Here is a 13430-nt window from a genome sequence, read left to right as displayed (position 1 = left end):
GCACATCCCTTCATCATCGCCTTCATCATCGCGAGGAGTACCCGTGTCCACCGTGCCTGAGCTGCGCATCACCCTCGACGGAAGCGAGCGGGTGGTGGAGCCGGGGTCGACCGCCGGGACCGTGCTGGACGCCGACGGGCGCACCGTCATCGCCGCCCGGGTGGACGGCGAGTTGCGCGACCTGGCCTACCGGGTCCGCGAGGGCGAGAGCGTGGAGCCGGTCGAGATCGGCTCGGCCGACGGGCGGGCGATCATGCGGCACTCGGCCGCGCACGTGATGGCGCAGGCCGTCCAGGAGCTGTTCCCCGAGGCCCGGCTGGGCATCGGCCCGCCGGTGGAGAACGGCTTCTACTACGACTTCGACGTGCCCGAGCCGTTCACCCCCGAGGACCTCAAGCGCATCGAGAAGCGGATGCGCGAGATCGTCAAGCAGGGGCAGCGGTTCTCCCGCCGCCCGGTCTCCGACGAGGAGGCCCGGGAGGAGCTGGCCCGCGAGCCGTACAAGCTGGAGCTGATCGGCCTCAAGGGCTCGGCCCCCGAGGCGGGCGAGGGCGCCGACGTCGAGGTGGGCGCCGGCGAGCTGACCATCTACGACAACCTCGACGCCAAGTCCGGCGAGCTGCGCTGGAAGGACCTGTGCCGGGGCCCGCACCTGCCGACCACCCGCGTCATCCCCGCCTTCAAGCTGATGCGCTCGGGCGGCGCGTACTGGCGGGGCAGCGAGAAGAACCCGCAGCTCCAGCGGATCTACGGCACCGCCTGGGAGTCGCGGGAGAAGCAGGACGAGTACCTCAAGCTGCTGGAGGAGGCCGAGAAGCGCGACCACCGCAGGCTGGGCGCCGAACTCGACCTGTTCTCCTTCCCGCCCGAGATCGGCAGCGGCCTGGCCGTCTTCCACCCCAAGGGCGGCGTGGTCCGCCGGGTGATGGAGGACTACTCGCGGCGGCGGCACGAGGAGGCGGGCTACGAGTTCGTCAACACCCCGCACATCACCAAGCAGAACCTCTTCGAGGTCTCCGGGCACCTGGGCTGGTACAAGGACGACATGTTCCCGCCCATGGAGGTGGACGGCGGGGACTACTACCTCAAGCCGATGAACTGCCCGATGCACAACCTGATCTTCCGGGCGCGCGGGCGGTCGTACCGCGAGCTGCCGCTGCGGCTGTTCGAGTTCGGCAGCGTCTACCGGTTCGAGAAGTCCGGCGTGGTGCACGGCCTCACCCGGGTGCGCGGGATGACCCAGGACGACGCGCACATCTACTGCACCCGCGAGCAGATGGTCGGGGAGATCAAGAACCTGCTCGGCTTCGTGCTCGACCTGCTGCGCGACTACGGGCTCGACGAGTTCTACCTGGAGCTGTCCACCCGGGACGACTCGGAGAAGTTCATCGGCGTCGAGGAGGACTGGGCGGAGGCGACCGCCGCGCTCAAGGAGGCCGCCGACGACTCCGGGCTCGACCTGGTGGACGACCCGGGCGGCGCCGCGTTCTACGGCCCGAAGATCTCCGTGCAGGCCAAGGACGCGATCGGCCGCACCTGGCAGCTGTCGACCATCCAGGTCGACTTCAACCAGCCGAAGCGGTTCGAGCTGGAGTACCAGGCCGCCGACGGGTCGCGGCAGCAGCCGGTCATGATCCACCGGGCGCTGTTCGGGTCGATCGAGCGGTTCTTCGGGGTGCTGCTGGAGCACTACGCGGGTGCGATGCCGCCGTGGCTGGCGCCGGTCCAGGTGGTCGGGATCCCGATCGGCGACGCGCACGTCCCGCACCTGCAGAAGGTGGCCGAGCGGCTGCGCGAGCGGGGGATCCGGGTGGAGGTCGACGCCTCCGCCGACCGGATGCAGAAGAAGATCCGCAACGCCCAGAAGCAGAAGGTGCCCTTCATGCTGCTGGCCGGGGACGACGACGTGGCCAAGGACGCGGTGTCGTTCCGCTACCGCAGCGGCGAGCAGAAGAACGGGGTCTCCATCGAGGAGGCGGTCGAGGAGGTCGTGGCGGCCGTCCGGGACCGCGTCCAGGTCTGATCCCCGCGGTCCGCTCCTCTCTGCTCCTCTGTGGTCATCGGTGCCGTCCGCGGGCATGGCGCTCCGAAAGTTGTTACCGTTCGGTAGTGTCGGGCGCTGCAGCCTCGACGCCCACTGGTTTGGAGTCCACGGCGGTATGAAGTCCACGCGCAGGGCGGCCGGGCGCCGCGCCCCGGCCTGGAGCCGGTTCGCCGGGTACGGCGGGGCGCTGGCGCTCGTGGCGGCGGCCGTGGCGGTCCTGCTGGTGCCGCTGCTCGGCGACGAGCCGCGCGGGGCGGCCGGAAACGGCCGCGCCGCCTCCGGCACGGGGACGACCCCCGCCGCGCCCCAGCCCGTCCAGCCCCTTCCCGGCGGGACGGGCGCCGTCGACCCCGAGCCGCAGCAGAGCCGGGGGAGCACGCCCGGGCAGGGCGGCGGGCAGGACCAGGGCGGCGGCGGCCCGGCGGGGCCGGGCGGGGGCGGCGGCACCGTCACCTGGTGCCCGGCCGGCACCGCGTTCTACCGGGCCGCGGCCGGCGGCCTGGAGGTCACCGTCAACGTCGCGGCCAGCGGGCTCGTCCGCGCCGAGGTGTCGCTGCGCGGCCGGGCGCCGCAGTCCCGGCAGGGCACCGCGACCGGCGGCCGGCCGCACTCGTTCCGGTTCGCGGGCGTCACGGAGCCGATGGTGGAACGGGTGAAGATCACCACGGTGTCCGTCGGCGTGGCGATGCAGACCTGCTACGCGCGCGCCGGGCGGTAACCGGGCGAAACCGCTTCGTGCGGATCCTCGCGCTGTCTAGAGTGCGTTCCTGGTCGCGATGGCGGCCCGAGGGATCGTCGGGGTCGTTCCCGTGGGCGGGAGGGGAACGACCCCGATCTCTCTCCGCCGGGTCAGGCCGGGGCGCGTCCGTCGCGCCCGGCCGCGGCGGGCAGGACGACGTCGTCCACGGAGATGTTCACCGCGACCACGCGCATCCCGAGCATCTGGCTGACCACCCGGGCCACGTTGGTCTTGACCTCCTTGGCCACGTCCATGACCACCCGGCCGTACTCGACGGTGAGGGTGAGGTCCAGCGAGATCTCGTTGTCGTGCGCGGGGCCCCGGCCGCCGGGCCGCCCCGTCCCCTCGGGCGGTGCCCCGCCGGCCGGCCCGCCCGGGGAGGAGGGCCGCACGGACGACGCGGCGACCCCCTCGACCTCCAGCGCGGCCAGTCTCGCGATCTTCTCGATCACCTGATCCTCGATGGTGATTCGGCCCTTGACGACCGCGGCGGAGGTGGCGGTCGGGATGGCGGGCGCCTGGCGTTCCTCGGGCGCGGGAGCGGCGGGGGGAGCGGCCGGGGGAGTGCTCGGGGGAACCGGCGCGGGGGCGGGCAGCGGGACGCCGCCGGTCGACGACGGTCCCGAGGACGGCCCCGGGGCCGGCGGCCCCGGGAAGAACGGCATGGACCTGACCTCCGGACGCGGGTCCTCCGCTCCGCCGCCCGGGAATTCCTTGTCGAGGTCGGTCATCGTTCGGCTCCCCACGGTCGTTGCCCGTCCCGTTTCGCCCCCCATGGTGTCGGAGTGACGACGGTGGCGGGGGACGACTCGGGTGAAGTCTGGTGATGTCTGGTGAACTCAAGCCAACTCTGCACGTTCTGCCGAGTACGGAGCGAATCGGGGTCGCCGAAGGGGGCGTGCCAGGGCGGCGCCGGGGCCGCGCCGGAGGCATCCCGGCTTCATGGCCTCCGGCTTCTCTCTCTATGCTGCTGGTCAGGCCGTGAACAAAAGGAGACCGCCGCCTTGAGCGTAGAGCCGGAGGAGCCTGTGATGCCGGAGGTGCGCGAGGAAGCGCCCGAGCCGGGGGCGCAGACCGCTCGCCAGCCCCGTTTCGAGGAGGAACGGGGCGGCGCCGGAATGCCCGACAACTTCCAGCGGCTGTGGACGCCGCACCGGATGGCCTACATCAAGGGCGAGGGCAAGCCGACCGGCGCGGGCGCCGACGACGGCTGTCCGTTCTGCGAGATCCCCGAGATGAGCGACGAGGACGGCCTGATCGTGGCCCGCGGCCAGTGGGTCTACGCGGTGCTCAACCTCTACCCGTACAACTCCGGGCACCTGATGGTGGTGCCGTTCCGGCACGTGGCCGACTACGCCGAACTGGACCCGGCCGAGTACGACGAGCTGGCCAAGCTGACCCGCCGCGCCCTGACCGCGCTGCGCAAGGCCAGCGGCGCGCAGGGGTTCAACGTCGGCATGAACCTCGGCCACGTCGCCGGCGCCGGGATCGCCGCGCACCTGCACCAGCACGTGGTGCCGCGCTGGGGCGGCGACACCAACTTCATGCCGGTGGTCGGCCGCACCAAGGTGCTCCCGCAGCTCCTGCGCGACACCCGCCAGATCCTGGCCGACGCCTGGCCCGGGCACGACTGACCGGCACCCGGAGCGGAGCGCCGGCGGAGTGGAGGGTGACGGTCAGTCCCGCTCTTGCCGGGGAGTCTGAGGGGTCGCCCCCTCAGGGTGAAACGACCGGCACCCGGAGCGGAGCGCCGGCGGAGTGGAGGGTGACGGTCAGTCCCGCTCTTGCCGGGGAGTCTGAGGGGTCGCCCCCTCAGAGTGTTACTACCGGCACTCGGCTTGGGACGCCGGCCCCGCGGGCAGGACGGGGGAATGACGAAGCGAGACCGGCCCGTGCTGCTGTACGACGGCGACTGCGGTTTCTGCACCGCCTCCGTGCGGTTCGTGGAGCGGCGCGTCCCCACCTCGGCCGAGCCGGTGCCCTACCAGGTGGCCGATCTGGACGCGCTCGGCACCTCTGTCGAGCGGGCCTCGCGCGAGGTCGTCTGGGTGGCGCGCGACGGCCGCCTCTACGGGGGCGCGCAGGCCGCCGCGATGCTGCTGGTCGACGCCGGGGGTCCGTGGCGGCCGCTCGGGCTGCTGATCCGGGTGCCGCCGCTGCGCTGGGCGGCGCACGGCGTCTACCGCCTGGTGGCCGGCAACCGGGGCCGCCTGCCGGGGGCCACGCCCGCGTGCGCGCTCCCCGCCGAGCAGAGACCCGGACCGGGCCCCGCATCCCGCTGACCCGTACCGGGCGCCGTGCCGAACCCGCACGCCCCCGCGAGAGCGGCGGCCCCGGGGCGCCGCGGGCTCGCGCGCCCCGGGGCCGGGCGGCCCGCTCAGACCGTTCTGGCCTCGGCCGACACCTTGTCGGCCATGGTGCTGGGCAGCGGCTCGTACCGCAGGAACACGCGGTTGAAGGTGCCGGTGCCCTGCGACAGCGAGCGCAGGTCGATCGCGTACCGGATGATCTCCAGCTGCGGGACCTCCGCCCTGATCAGCGTCCGGCCGCCGGGCACCGACTCCGAGCCCAGCACGCGCCCGCGCCGCGAGGTCAGGTCGGACATGACCTGGCCCACGTAGTCGTCGCCGATCAGCACCGTGACCTCGTCGACCGGCTCCAGCAGCAGGATCGGGACCTTGGCCGCCGCGTCCTTGAGGCCCTGCGCGCCGGCGGCCTGGAACGCCATGTCGGAGGAGTCGACCGAGTGGGCCTTGCCGTCGTGCAGGGTGACCTTGATGTCGACCATGGGATAGCCGGCCGACACCCCGCGCGCCATCTGCTGCTTGACGCCCTTCTCCACCGAGGGGATGAACTGGCGCGGCACCACCCCGCCGACGATCTTGTCGACGAACTCGAAGCCCTCGCCCGAGGGCAGCGGCTCCACGTCGATGTGGCAGATGCCGTACTGGCCGTGCCCGCCGCTCTGCTTGACGTGCCGTCCCAGGCCCTGGGCGGCGGCGCCGAACGTCTCGCGCAGCGGCACCCGCAGCTCGATCCGCTCGACCTCCACGCCGTAGCGGGTGCGGAGCCGCTCGATCAGCACGTCGGCGTGGGCCTCGCCCATGCACCACAGCACCAGCTGGCGGGTCTCGGAGTTGTTCTCCAGCCGCAGTGTCGGGTCCTCGGCGACCAGCCGGCCCAGCGCCTGGCTGAGCTTGTCCTCGTCGGCCTTGGAGTGGGCCTGGATGGCGACGGGCAGCAGCGGGTCGGGCATCGACCAGGGCGCCATCAGCAGCGGCTCGCCGGGATCGGACAGGGTGTCGCCGGTCTCGGCCCGGCCCAGCTTGGCGACGGCGCAGATGTCGCCGGCGGCGCACGAGGAGATGATGCGCTGCGCCTTGCCCAGCGGGGATGTGAGCGCGCCCACCCGTTCGTCGACGTCGTGGTCCTCGTGGCCGCGGTCCTCCAGGCCGTGCCCGGACACGTGCACGGTGCTGTCGGGACGCAGCGTGCCGGAGAAGACCCGGACCAGCGAGATCCGGCCGACGTAGGGGTCGGAGGTGGTCTTGACGACCTCGGCGACCAGCGGGCCCTCGGGGTCGCACGCGATGTTCCTGGCCGGTCCGCCGTCCACGCCGGTCACGGTCGGGATGCCGTGCTCGGGCGGCGAGGGGAACGCCTGGGTGATGACCTCCAGCAGCTCCAGCATGCCGATCACGGGGCCGGGATGGTCGCCGTGCGGGACGGAGGTGGCCAGCACCGGGTAGAAGCTGCCGCGCGCCACCGCGGTCTCCAGGTCCTCGATGAGCTCCTTGACCGGGAGCTCCTCGCCGGACAGGTACCGGTCCATGAGGGTCTCGTCCTCGCTCTCCTGGATGATCCCCTCGATCAGCGCGGCGCGCTGCTCGGCGATCTGGTCCAGGAACTCCGGGTCGGGGGCGCACTCGACGCGCTCGCCGGAGGAGTAGTCCAGGCAGCGCTGGGTGAGCAGCCCGATCACGCCCTTGAGGCCGTCGCCCGAGCCGACCGGGAAGTAGCAGGGGAGCACGCCCTCGCCGAAGGCGTCCTGGCAGGCCAGCACGACGTCGTCGAAGTCGCCGCGCTGCTGGTCGATCTTGGTGACGACGACCGCGCGCGGCATGCCGACCGCCGCGCACTCCTCCCACAGCAGCCTGGTGAGGCCGTCGATGCCGTCCACCGCCGAGATGACGAACAGGGCGGCGTCGGCGGCGCGCAGCCCGGCCCGCAGGTCGCCGACGAAGTCGGCGTACCCGGGTGTGTCGATGAGATTGACCTTGACGTCGCCGAAGGTCAGCGGTGCCAGCGCCAGGTTGACCGAGCGCTGCTGGCGCACCTCCACCTCGTCGAAGTCGCTGACCGTGGTGCCGTCCTCCACGCGCCCGCGGCGCTGGACGGTGCCGGTCGCGGCCAGCAGCGCCTCGACCAGCGTGGTCTTGCCCGCCCCCGAATGGCCGACCAGCGCGACGTTGCGCACCCTGTCGGGCCGGCCGGCCTCCGGTGCCCTCCCGGAGCCTCCCGGATGGCCTCCCTTGTCCGCCATGACTACCTCCTCGGACGGGCCCCGCGGGGCCGTGTGCGGCTGAGGGCCCGGCCCCTGGCGGGGCCCGGTCCTCACGTCCGAGTGCGGCGCCAGGCCACCTCCCGACGGCGTGACCGACGTCACACCCGTGTCAATACCTTTTCCCGTGACGGCGAGGATCACAAGAGGTGAACGGCAAACGTCCGCCATCACTTCTCAGGTGAACCTGCCCACGGCGCGCCGCCTTGACCCCCGGCGACGAGCGCTCCCACTACGATGGGCGCGCTGCGCGGCCCGCGGGCGTCGTTCGCCGCGGGCCCGGTGCGGACCCTGGAGCGATCCCGGCGGGACCTCCACCACGACTTCACAGGATCGGACGCGATGCTCAACAAACTGCGGCCCGCGCTGGGACGCGTTCTGACCCCCATCGGCCAGACCGTCGCGCGGACCGGGGTCTCGCCCAACGCCATCACCGTCATCGGGACGGCGGGCGTGCTCGCCGGGGCGCTGGGGTTCTTCCCGCGCGGCGAGTTCTTCTGGGGCACGATGGTCATCACCGCGTTCGTGCTGTTCGACATGCTGGACGGGGCGGTGGCCCGGGTCACCGGCAAGATCTCCAAGTGGGGCGCGTTCCTCGACTCCACGATGGACCGGGTCGCGGACGCGGCGATCTTCTCCGGGCTGATGATCGGGCTGTACCGGGACGGCCAGGAGGGCCTGGCCTGGCTGGCGCTGTACTGCCTGGTCGCCGGGGCCGTGGTCTCCTACGCCAAGGCCCGCGCCGAGGGGCTCGGGTACACCTGCGACGTGGGGATCGCCGAGCGCGCCGAACGGCTGATCGTGGTGCTGGTGGCGGCCGGGTTCGACGGCCTCGGGGTGCCGTTCATCCTGGCCCTGGCGCTGTGGGTGCTGGCCGCGCTCAGCACGGTCACGGTCGGGCAGCGGTTCGCGACCGTGCGGGCCCAGGCGCTGGCCGCCGACGCGTCCGGCGCGTCCGGGGAGGCCGAGGAGTCCGAGGAGTCCGAAGAGGACGGGACCGGGCCCGCCGCCGGTCAGAACGGCGCCGCGGCCGCCCCGGAGCAGAAGGATAAGGAAGGGGCGGCGCCGGCGGTCCCGCGCGCCGAGCCGAAGAACGTCCCCCGCGGCCGTGACGGCGGCGGCCGCTCCGGTCGCCGCAGCGGCGGCGCCAAGCAGCGGGCGGAGCGCCCCGCGTGACCGCGGGCGCCGCGCCCTCCAAGCTCGCGTCCGTCCGCGACGAGGTGATGGACACCGCCTACGCGCTCGGCTGGACGATCGTTCGCAAGATGCCCGAACGGGCCGCCAGGGCGGCCTTCACCGCCCTGGCCGACCGCACCTGGCAGCGGCACGGCCACGGCGTGCGCCAACTGGAGCGCAACCTGTCCCGGGTGCTGGGCAAGGACGCCGTCGACGACGAGGTCAGGATCCTCAGCAAGAAGGTCATGCGGTCCTACTTCCGCTACTGGCTGGAGGTGTTCCGGCTGCCGGAGTACGACCGCGAGCGCGTCGTCGGCCGGATGCGGGTCACCGGCCACGAGAAGATCTTCTCCACCCTCGACTCCGGCCGCGGCGTCATCCTGGCGCTGCCCCACATGGGCAACTACGAGCACGCGGGCGCCTGGCTGGCCCACCAGGGCCAGACCTTCACCACCGTGGCCGAGCGGCTGCGGCCCGAATCCCTCTTCGACCGGTTCGTGGCGTTCCGTGAGAGCCTGGGCATGGAGGTGCTGGCGCACAGGGGCGCCTCGGCCTACGGGCGGCTCGCCCAGCGGCTGCGCGGCGGCGGCATGGTGTGCCTGGTCGTCGACCGCGACCTCACCGAGAGCGGGATCGAGGTGGAGTTCTTCGGGTCCGCCGCCCGGATGCCGGCGGTGTCGGGGGCGCTGGCGGTCCAGACGGGGGCCGCGCTCCTCCCGGTCACCCTGTGGTACGAAGGCGAGTACTGGGCGGCGCGTGTCCACGACGAGATCCCGGTTCCGGCCGGGGGCGTCAGACAGGAGAAGATCCAGGCCATGACGCAGCAGCTCGCACGCGTGTTCGAGGAGGGCATCGCCGCGCACCCCGAGGACTGGCACATGCTCCAGAAGGTGTGGGTCGAGGATCTGGAGGAGGCGGGCCGGTGAGGATCGGCATCGTCTGCCCGTACGAGTGGGACGTCCCGGGCGGCGTCCAGCAGCACATCCGCGACCTGGCGGAGGCGCTGATCGGCCTCGGCCACGAGGTGTCGGTGATCGCGCCCGCCGACGACGACGTCCCGCTGCCCCCGTTCGTGGTGCCGGCGGGCCGGGCCGTGCCGGTGCCCTACAACGGCTCGGTGGGCCGGGTCGCCTTCGGGTTCCTGTCGGCCGGCCGGGTCCGGCGGTGGATCAACGAGGGCGGCTTCGACGTGCTGCACGTGCACGAGCCCGCGGCGCCGTCGCTGGGCATCCTGGCCTGCTGGGCGGCGGACGGGCCGATCGTGGGCACGTTCCACGCCTCGTACCAGAAGTCGCGGCTGGTGTCGGTCACGGCGCCGATCCTGCAGAGCGCGCTGGAGAAGATCACCGGTCGGATCGCGGTGTCGGAGGCGGCCCGCAAGACGCTGGTGGAGCATCTGGGCGGCGACGCGGTGCTGATCCCCAACGGGGTCGCCACCGAGCGGTACGCGATGGCCGAGCCGCTGCCCGGCTGGCCGGGCCGGGCCGACGGCGGCGAGGAGGCCGGGACCGGCCGCGGCGCCGGCGGCGCGCTGGGCTTCCTGGGCCGCATGGACGAGCAGCGCAAGGGCCTGCCGGTGCTGCTGCGCGCGTTCGAGATCCTCGGCCGCGAGCGGCCCGGGCTGCGGCTGCTGCTGGCCGGGCCCGGCGACGCCGACGACGCGGTCGCCAAGGTCTCGCCCGAGCTCCGCGACCGGGTGGTGGTGCTGGGCATGGTCAGCGAGGAGGACAAGGTCCGCGCCTACCATTCGGTGGACGTCTTCGTGGCGCCCAACCTGGGCGGGGAGAGCTTCGGCATCGTGCTGGCCGAGGCCATGTCGGCGGGCGCCCCGATCCTGGCCAGCGACATCGAGGCCTTCGACCGGGTGCTGCTGGGCGGCCGCGCCGGGGCGCTGTTCCCGGTCGGCGACCACGAGGCGCTGGCCGCCGCGGCGGGCGAGCTGCTGGACGACCCGGCCCGGCGCAAGCAGCTGTCGGCCGAGGCGCGCGCCGCCGTCCGCCGCTACGACTGGTCGGCGGTGGCGCGCGACGTGCTGCGGGTGTACGAGACGGTCGCGCTGGACGGCGCCGGTGTCGTCGAGTCCGGTCGCGGGGCCTGAGAGGTTTCGATCACATGTTCCCCGACTGGATCATCGACGTCCTGTTCTGGATCGCGGTCGTCTTCCTCGTCGGCGTGTACGTCTCCTGGCGTGCCACCCGGCTGGACCGGCTGCACGTGCGCGTGGAGACGGCCCGCGCCGCGCTGGACGCGGCGCTGGTGCGGCGCGCGGCGGTGGCGCTGGAGCTGGCCGCCTCGCGGCTGCTGGACCCCGCGACCAGCCTGGTGCTGGCCACCGCGGCGCACGAGGCGCGCACCGCCGACGCCGAGTCCCGGGAGTTCGCCGAGAGCGACCTGTCCCGCGCGCTGCGGGCGGTGGTGGACCAGCCCGACTTCTCCGACACCCTGAAGGAGAAGGGCGGCGGGCAGCCGGTGCTGGACGAGATGGGCGGGGCGGCGGCCAAGGTCGTCTACGCCCGCCGGTTCTACAACGACGCGGTCGCGCAGGCCCGGACCGCGCGCCGCAAGATGCTGATCCGGGTGCTGCCGCTGGCCGGGCGGGCGCCGCTGCCGGGCTTCTTCGAGATCGACGACGATCCGCCGGAGGCCCTGCGCGGCTGACCTGACCGGAAGACCCCGGGATGCCCGGGATTGAACCGGACCAATGCGGTAATTCGTATTCGCTACCCTCGGGCAGGTTGCCGACTGGAGGGTGAGAACGTGCGAAACGCATGGGCCGGAGGGGTGCGCGGACGGCTGGCCGCCGGAATCGGTGCCGCCGTGCTCGGCGGCGCCCTGACGGCGTGCTCCGGCTCGGACGGGCCCGAAACGGCCGCGCCCCCCAACGCCGCCGCCCCCGGCGGGGGCGCCGACCGGCCGTCGGCGCCCGCCACGCATCCCTTCACCGGCGGGCGGGCCGGAGTGAACAACCCGGTCCTGGCCGTGAAGATCGAGAACACGCAGATGGCGCTGCCGCAGACCGGGGTGGGCTCGGCCGACATCGTGTACGTGGAGCAGGTCGAGGGCGGCGAGACCCGGCTGATGGCCGTCTACTCCTCCAAGCTGCCCGCGCGGGTCGGGCCGGTGCGCAGCGCCCGGATCTCCGACCTGCACCTCCTCCCGCAGTTCGGACGGCCCGCGTTCGCGTTCTCCGGCGTCCAGAGCAAGATGAAGAAGTACATCAAGCAGGCGCCGGTGTACGACATCTCGCAGGACAACGGCGGCCGCGCCTACTTCCGCTACGGGCCCAAGCCCATCCCCTACAACCTCTACGCCAACCCGAGGACGCTGCTGAAGCAGGCACCCAAGGCGGAGGGGCCGCGCGACATCGGGTTCCGGTTCGGCCCGGCGCCCGAGGGCGGCAAGCCGACCGCGACGTTCACCGCCCGCTGGCCGTCCACGCGGATGTCCTTCACCTGGTCGGCCAAGCAGAAGCGGTGGCTGTCGGCCCACAACGGCCGGACCAACACCGCGGCCGAGGGCGGGGTCCTGGGCGGGCGGACGGTGGTCGTCCAGTACGCCGAGACGACCCGTTCGCAGTTCCACGACTTCCTCGGCAACTACACGCCGCTGATCAAGACCACCGGCACCGGGCGCGCCGTGGTGCTGCGCGACGGCAAGGCCTACGACACCACGTGGTCGCGGCCGTCGGAGGACAAGGGGACGACCTTCACCACCGCCGGCGGCGAGCCGATGACGTTCGCGCCCGGTCAGGTGTGGATGGTGCTCGTCAACAACGGCAGCCCCCGCATCCCCTGAGGCCCCGGTGCCCCCTGCAGGCGCGGGCACCGCGGTGCAAGGCTCCACTCCGTAAGGAAGGCGCCCGCGATCTTGACACCATGGCGGGTCCAGGGCCGTGTCGAGCAGGCAATATCATGGATTCATACCCGTCGTCCGTCCACGTGAGGAATGCCCGTGTCCACTGCGAATCCCGCCCCCGAGCCGACCAACGCTCCCGCCACCGGGACCGCCCGGGTCAAGCGCGGCATGGCGGAGATGCTCAAGGGCGGAGTGATCATGGACGTGGTCACGCCCGACCAGGCGAAGATCGCCGAAGACGCCGGCGCGGTCGCCGTGATGGCGCTCGAGCGGGTGCCCGCCGACATCCGCGCCGAGGGCGGCATCTCCCGGATGAGCGACCCCGACATGATCGAGGGCATCAAGGCGGCGGTCTCCATCCCCGTCATGGCCAAGGCCCGGATCGGCCACTTCGTCGAGGCCCGGGTGCTGCAGGCGCTGGGCGTCGACTACGTGGACGAGTCCGAGGTCCTGACCCCGGCCGACTACGAGAACCACATCGACAAGTGGGCGTTCACCGTCCCGTTCGTGTGCGGGGCCGTCAACCTCGGCGAGGCGCTGCGCCGGATCACCGAGGGCGCGGCCATGATCCGCTCCAAGGGCGAGGCCGGCACCGGCGACGTCTCCAACGCCACCACCCACATGCGCAAGATCCGGGGTGAGATCAGGCGGCTACAGGGGCTGCCCGAGGACGAGCTGTACGTGGCCGCCAAGGAGCTGCAGGCGCCGTACGAGCTGGTCAAGGAGATCGCCGAGGCGGGCAGGCTGCCGGTGGTGCTGTTCACCGCGGGCGGCATCGCGACCCCGGCCGACGCGGCCATGATGATGCAGCTGGGCGCCGAGGGAGTCTTCGTCGGCTCGGGCATCTTCAAGTCCGGCGACCCCGCCAAGCGCGCCAAGGCCATCGTCGAGGCCACCACCTTCCACGACGACCCGGACGTGATCGCCAAGGTCTCGCGCGGCCTCGGCGACGCCATGGTCGGCATCAACGTCGCCTCCCTGGGCGAGGACCAGAAGTTCGCCGGCCGCGGCTGGTGACCCCGGGCCGGGGCCGGCCAGGCCCCGGCCGCTCCGGG

11 protein-coding genes and 1 pseudogene are annotated in these 13430 nt (G+C 72.8%); 10 read left to right on the top strand and 2 right to left on the bottom strand.

Annotation, left to right across the window (positions count from 1 at the left end; translation table 11 throughout):
• The first annotated feature begins 43 nt into the window (after nucleotides 1-43).
• Nucleotides 44-2023 carry a threonine--tRNA ligase gene (thrS, locus tag ACFPZN_RS13980; protein WP_378282344.1) on the top strand — a complete coding sequence of 660 codons (1980 nt, stop codon included), beginning with the start codon at nucleotides 44-46 and terminating at the stop codon, nucleotides 2021-2023.
• 136 nt (nucleotides 2024-2159) lie between these two features.
• Nucleotides 2160-2762, top strand: a complete 603-nt coding sequence (locus ACFPZN_RS13975) for a hypothetical protein (protein ID WP_378282343.1) — start codon at nucleotides 2160-2162, stop codon at nucleotides 2760-2762.
• Between the two features lie 131 nt (nucleotides 2763-2893).
• Here ACFPZN_RS13975 and ACFPZN_RS13970 read toward each other — a convergent pair whose 3' ends face one another.
• On the bottom strand, nucleotides 2894-3514 hold the full coding sequence (locus ACFPZN_RS13970; RefSeq protein ID WP_378282342.1) for an Asp23/Gls24 family envelope stress response protein: 621 nt from the start codon (nucleotides 3512-3514) through the stop codon (nucleotides 2894-2896).
• 300 nt (nucleotides 3515-3814) lie between these two features.
• On the opposite strand from ACFPZN_RS13970, the gene ACFPZN_RS13965 reads away from it, so the two are divergent.
• Together ACFPZN_RS13965 and ACFPZN_RS13960 are read left to right on the top strand one after the other, a co-directional pair.
• The gene (locus ACFPZN_RS13965) at nucleotides 3815-4417 is read left to right on the top strand and encodes an HIT family protein (protein ID WP_378282341.1); all 603 of its coding nucleotides are present in this window, start codon (nucleotides 3815-3817) and stop codon (nucleotides 4415-4417) included.
• A 237-nt stretch (nucleotides 4418-4654) separates the two neighbouring features.
• Nucleotides 4655-5065 (top strand): thiol-disulfide oxidoreductase DCC family protein, encoded by a 411-nt coding sequence (locus ACFPZN_RS13960; protein ID WP_378282340.1) that lies wholly within the window; start codon nucleotides 4655-4657, stop codon nucleotides 5063-5065.
• A 95-nt stretch (nucleotides 5066-5160) separates the two neighbouring features.
• Here the strand turns inward: ACFPZN_RS13960 and ACFPZN_RS13955 are convergent, their stop codons facing one another.
• On the bottom strand, nucleotides 5161-7326 hold the full coding sequence (locus ACFPZN_RS13955) for an elongation factor G-like protein EF-G2 (RefSeq protein WP_378282339.1): 2166 nt from the start codon (nucleotides 7324-7326) through the stop codon (nucleotides 5161-5163).
• 360 nt (nucleotides 7327-7686) lie between these two features.
• On the opposite strand from ACFPZN_RS13955, the pseudogene pgsA reads away from it, so the two are divergent.
• From pgsA to pdxS, 6 genes and pseudogenes are all read left to right on the top strand, one after another.
• Nucleotides 7687-8298: pseudogene (pgsA, locus tag ACFPZN_RS13950) on the top strand (phosphatidylinositol phosphate synthase); the annotation flags it as partial.
• A gap of 218 nt (nucleotides 8299-8516) precedes the next feature.
• Complete coding sequence (locus ACFPZN_RS13945) at nucleotides 8517-9446, top strand: phosphatidylinositol mannoside acyltransferase (protein ID WP_378282338.1); 930 nt, start codon at nucleotides 8517-8519, stop codon at nucleotides 9444-9446.
• Nucleotides 9443-10618: a glycosyltransferase family 4 protein gene (locus ACFPZN_RS13940; protein WP_378282337.1), complete on the top strand. Its 1176-nt coding sequence runs from the start codon at nucleotides 9443-9445 to the stop codon at nucleotides 10616-10618. Before ACFPZN_RS13945 ends, ACFPZN_RS13940 begins: the two co-directional genes overlap by 4 nt.
• Before the next feature lie 14 nt (nucleotides 10619-10632).
• A complete protein-coding gene (locus ACFPZN_RS13935; RefSeq protein ID WP_378282336.1) occupies nucleotides 10633-11178 on the top strand; it encodes a LemA family protein in 546 nt (181 codons plus the stop codon).
• A gap of 99 nt (nucleotides 11179-11277) precedes the next feature.
• Nucleotides 11278-12315: a DUF3048 domain-containing protein gene (locus ACFPZN_RS13930; protein ID WP_378282335.1), complete on the top strand. Its 1038-nt coding sequence runs from the start codon at nucleotides 11278-11280 to the stop codon at nucleotides 12313-12315.
• 156 nt (nucleotides 12316-12471) lie between these two features.
• On the top strand, nucleotides 12472-13392 hold the full coding sequence (pdxS, locus tag ACFPZN_RS13925; protein WP_378282334.1) for a pyridoxal 5'-phosphate synthase lyase subunit PdxS: 921 nt from the start codon (nucleotides 12472-12474) through the stop codon (nucleotides 13390-13392).
• The last annotated feature ends 38 nt before the right edge of the window (nucleotides 13393-13430 follow it).

Source organism: Actinomadura rugatobispora (assembly GCF_042656285.1).
GTDB classification, from domain to species: domain Bacteria; phylum Actinomycetota; class Actinomycetes; order Streptosporangiales; family Streptosporangiaceae; genus Spirillospora; species Spirillospora rugatobispora.
This window is presented reverse-complemented; position numbering and strand designations above follow the sequence as displayed.

Bases quoted from the DNA above. Each gene is read 5' to 3' on its own strand.
- ACFPZN_RS13960 (WP_378282340.1), top strand. From the start codon at position 4,655: ATGACGAAGCGAGACCGGCCCGTGCTGCTGTACGACGGCGACTGCGGT.
- ACFPZN_RS13975 (WP_378282343.1), top strand. From the start codon at position 2,160: ATGAAGTCCACGCGCAGGGCGGCCGGGCGCCGCGCCCCGGCCTGGAGC.
- ACFPZN_RS13965 (WP_378282341.1), top strand. From the start codon at position 3,815: ATGCCGGAGGTGCGCGAGGAAGCGCCCGAGCCGGGGGCGCAGACCGCT.
- ACFPZN_RS13935 (WP_378282336.1), top strand. From the start codon at position 10,633: ATGTTCCCCGACTGGATCATCGACGTCCTGTTCTGGATCGCGGTCGTC.
- ACFPZN_RS13970 (WP_378282342.1), bottom strand. From the start codon at position 3,514: ATGACCGACCTCGACAAGGAATTCCCGGGCGGCGGAGCGGAGGACCCG.
- ACFPZN_RS13955 (WP_378282339.1), bottom strand. From the start codon at position 7,326: ATGGCGGACAAGGGAGGCCATCCGGGAGGCTCCGGGAGGGCACCGGAG.